Source organism: Streptomyces sp. NPDC006476 (assembly GCF_040612015.1).
Lineage (GTDB): Bacteria > Actinomycetota > Actinomycetes > Streptomycetales > Streptomycetaceae > Streptomyces > Streptomyces griseorubiginosus_B.
In genome coordinates this window covers 1-2,015 of record NZ_JBEXPK010000266.1, presented here as the reverse complement: position 1 = coordinate 2,015, position 2,015 = coordinate 1, and the positions used below count along the sequence as shown (strand labels likewise).

Sequence of the window (2,015 nt, the reverse complement as noted above, 5' to 3'; positions counted from 1 at the left end):
CCCGAGTTCGACAGTTGGTGGGCATGCGGGGCGGGTTGGCGGCGGATCTGTGCAGGTGGGAGACGTGAGGCAGCTCCGAAGCCGCTCGAAGGTGTGGGCAAACGGATTGGCGAGAGTATTGCTCTGATCTGGTCTGTTGCCCGATGATGCGGGCATGTACTTGCGGAAGATCCAGCGTCGGAACAAGGACGGCTCGGTGGTGCGCTACCTCCAGCTCGCCCACAACCGGCGCAAGGGCGGCACGACCCAGGCGGAGGTGCTGGTCAACTTCGGGCGCGAGGACCGCCTGGACGTCGACGGCCTGCGCCGCCTGGTCGCCTCGATCAACCGCTACCTCGGCGAGGAGGACGACGCCTCCGCCCCGCTGGGGGCCGAGGCCGGCCCGCTGGCGGTGGAGTCCTCCCGGCCGCTCGGCGCGAGCTGGCTGCTGGACGGGCTGTGGAAGCTGCTGGGCATCGATTCGGCACTGGCCTCCCGCATCGACGGGCGCCGGTTCCGCACCGATATCGAGCGCACGCTCTTCGCGCTGGTCGCCAACCGGGCCATCGCCCCCGCCTCCAAGCTTGCCGCCGCCGACTGGGCCACCCACGACCAGGTGATCCCCGGCCTGGACGCGCTCACCGAGCAGCACGCCTACCGGGCCATGGACCTGCTCATCGAGGCCGACACCCAGGGCGCCGTGCAGGAAGCGGTGTTCTTCTCCGCCGCCCACCTGCTCAACCTCGAAGTCGACCTGGTCTTCTTCGACACCACCTCGACCTACTTCGAACGCGACGAAGCCGACGACCCTGACGGCGAGGGCCGCAGCCTGCGCCAGTACGGGCACTCCAAGGACCACCGCAAGGACTTGCCGCAGATCGTCATCGGACTGGCCGTCACCCGCGAAGGCATCCCGGTCCGCTGCTGGATCTGGCCTGGTGGCACCAACGACCAGACCGTGATCACTGAGGTCAAGGACGGCCTGCGCGACTGGCGGCTCGGCCGAGTCGTCACCGTCGCCGACTCCGGATTCTCCTCCGAGGCCAACCAGACCTACCTCCGCAGGGCCGGCGGCCACTACATCACCGGCGTCAAGATGCGCGAAGGCTCGCGCCTCGCCAACCAGGCCCTGGCGCGCCAGGGCCGCTACCAGGCCGTCCGCGACAACCTGCGGGTCAAGGAAGTCCGTCTCGACGGCGACGAGGGCAGACGCTGGATCATCTGCCACAATCCCGCCGAAGCCGAGCGCGACCAGGCCCGCCGCGAAGACCAACTCAACGCCATCCGTGAAGAGTTGGCGCGGATCACGGCCGCTCGCGCAGCGGACGCGAAGAAGGCGAAGGCCAAGGCCGTCAAGGACGGCAAACGCCCCCTCGCCCCCTCCGACGCGCCGCACCGCAAGGCCGAGTGCGCGCTGCGCGACCACCCCGCCCTCGGCCGGTGGCTCAAGCAGCACCCCACCACCGGACGGCTGACCATCAACACCGCCAAGGTCACCGCCGAGGCCCGCCTCGACGGAAAGTACCTGCTCGCCACCAGCGACCCGGACCTGTCCGCCGAGGATGTCGCGCTCGGTTACAAGAACTTGCTGGAAGCCGAACGCGCCTTCCGCACGATGAAGTCGACCTTGGACCTGCGGCCGGTCTACCACCGCCTGGACGAGCGGATACGCGCCCACGTGCTGCTGTGCTGGCTCGCGCTTCTGCTGATCCGGGTCGCCGAACGCCGCACCGAGTGGACCTGGCCCAGGATCGCCACCGAACTCGGCCGGATCCACCAGGTCACCCTCTCCGGCCCGGCCGGCAGCCTCCAGCAGACCACCCGCCTCACCGACACCCAGGCCAAACTCTTCAAGGACTGTGGTGTGCCACTTCCACCAAAGATGAGCGGCCTCAAGACCCCCGAATAGTCCCTGACATGGGAAAACGCGCTCCGGAGCCGTGGGCAAACGGCCCCGGAGCCCCGTCATGCCCATCACCGCAGGTCACGCCACAGATTCCCCCCTGCCATGTGCCCACCTACTGTCGAACTCGGGT

General features: G+C 68.8%; 1 protein-coding gene. It reads left to right on the top strand.

Annotation, left to right across the window (positions count from 1 at the left end):
• Nucleotides 1-154: 154 nt before the first annotated feature.
• Nucleotides 155-1,888, top strand: a complete 1,734-nt coding sequence (locus tag ABZZ74_RS53865) for an IS1634 family transposase (protein WP_356951405.1) — start codon at nt 155-157, stop codon at nt 1,886-1,888.
• Nucleotides 1,889-2,015: the final 127 nt, after the last annotated feature.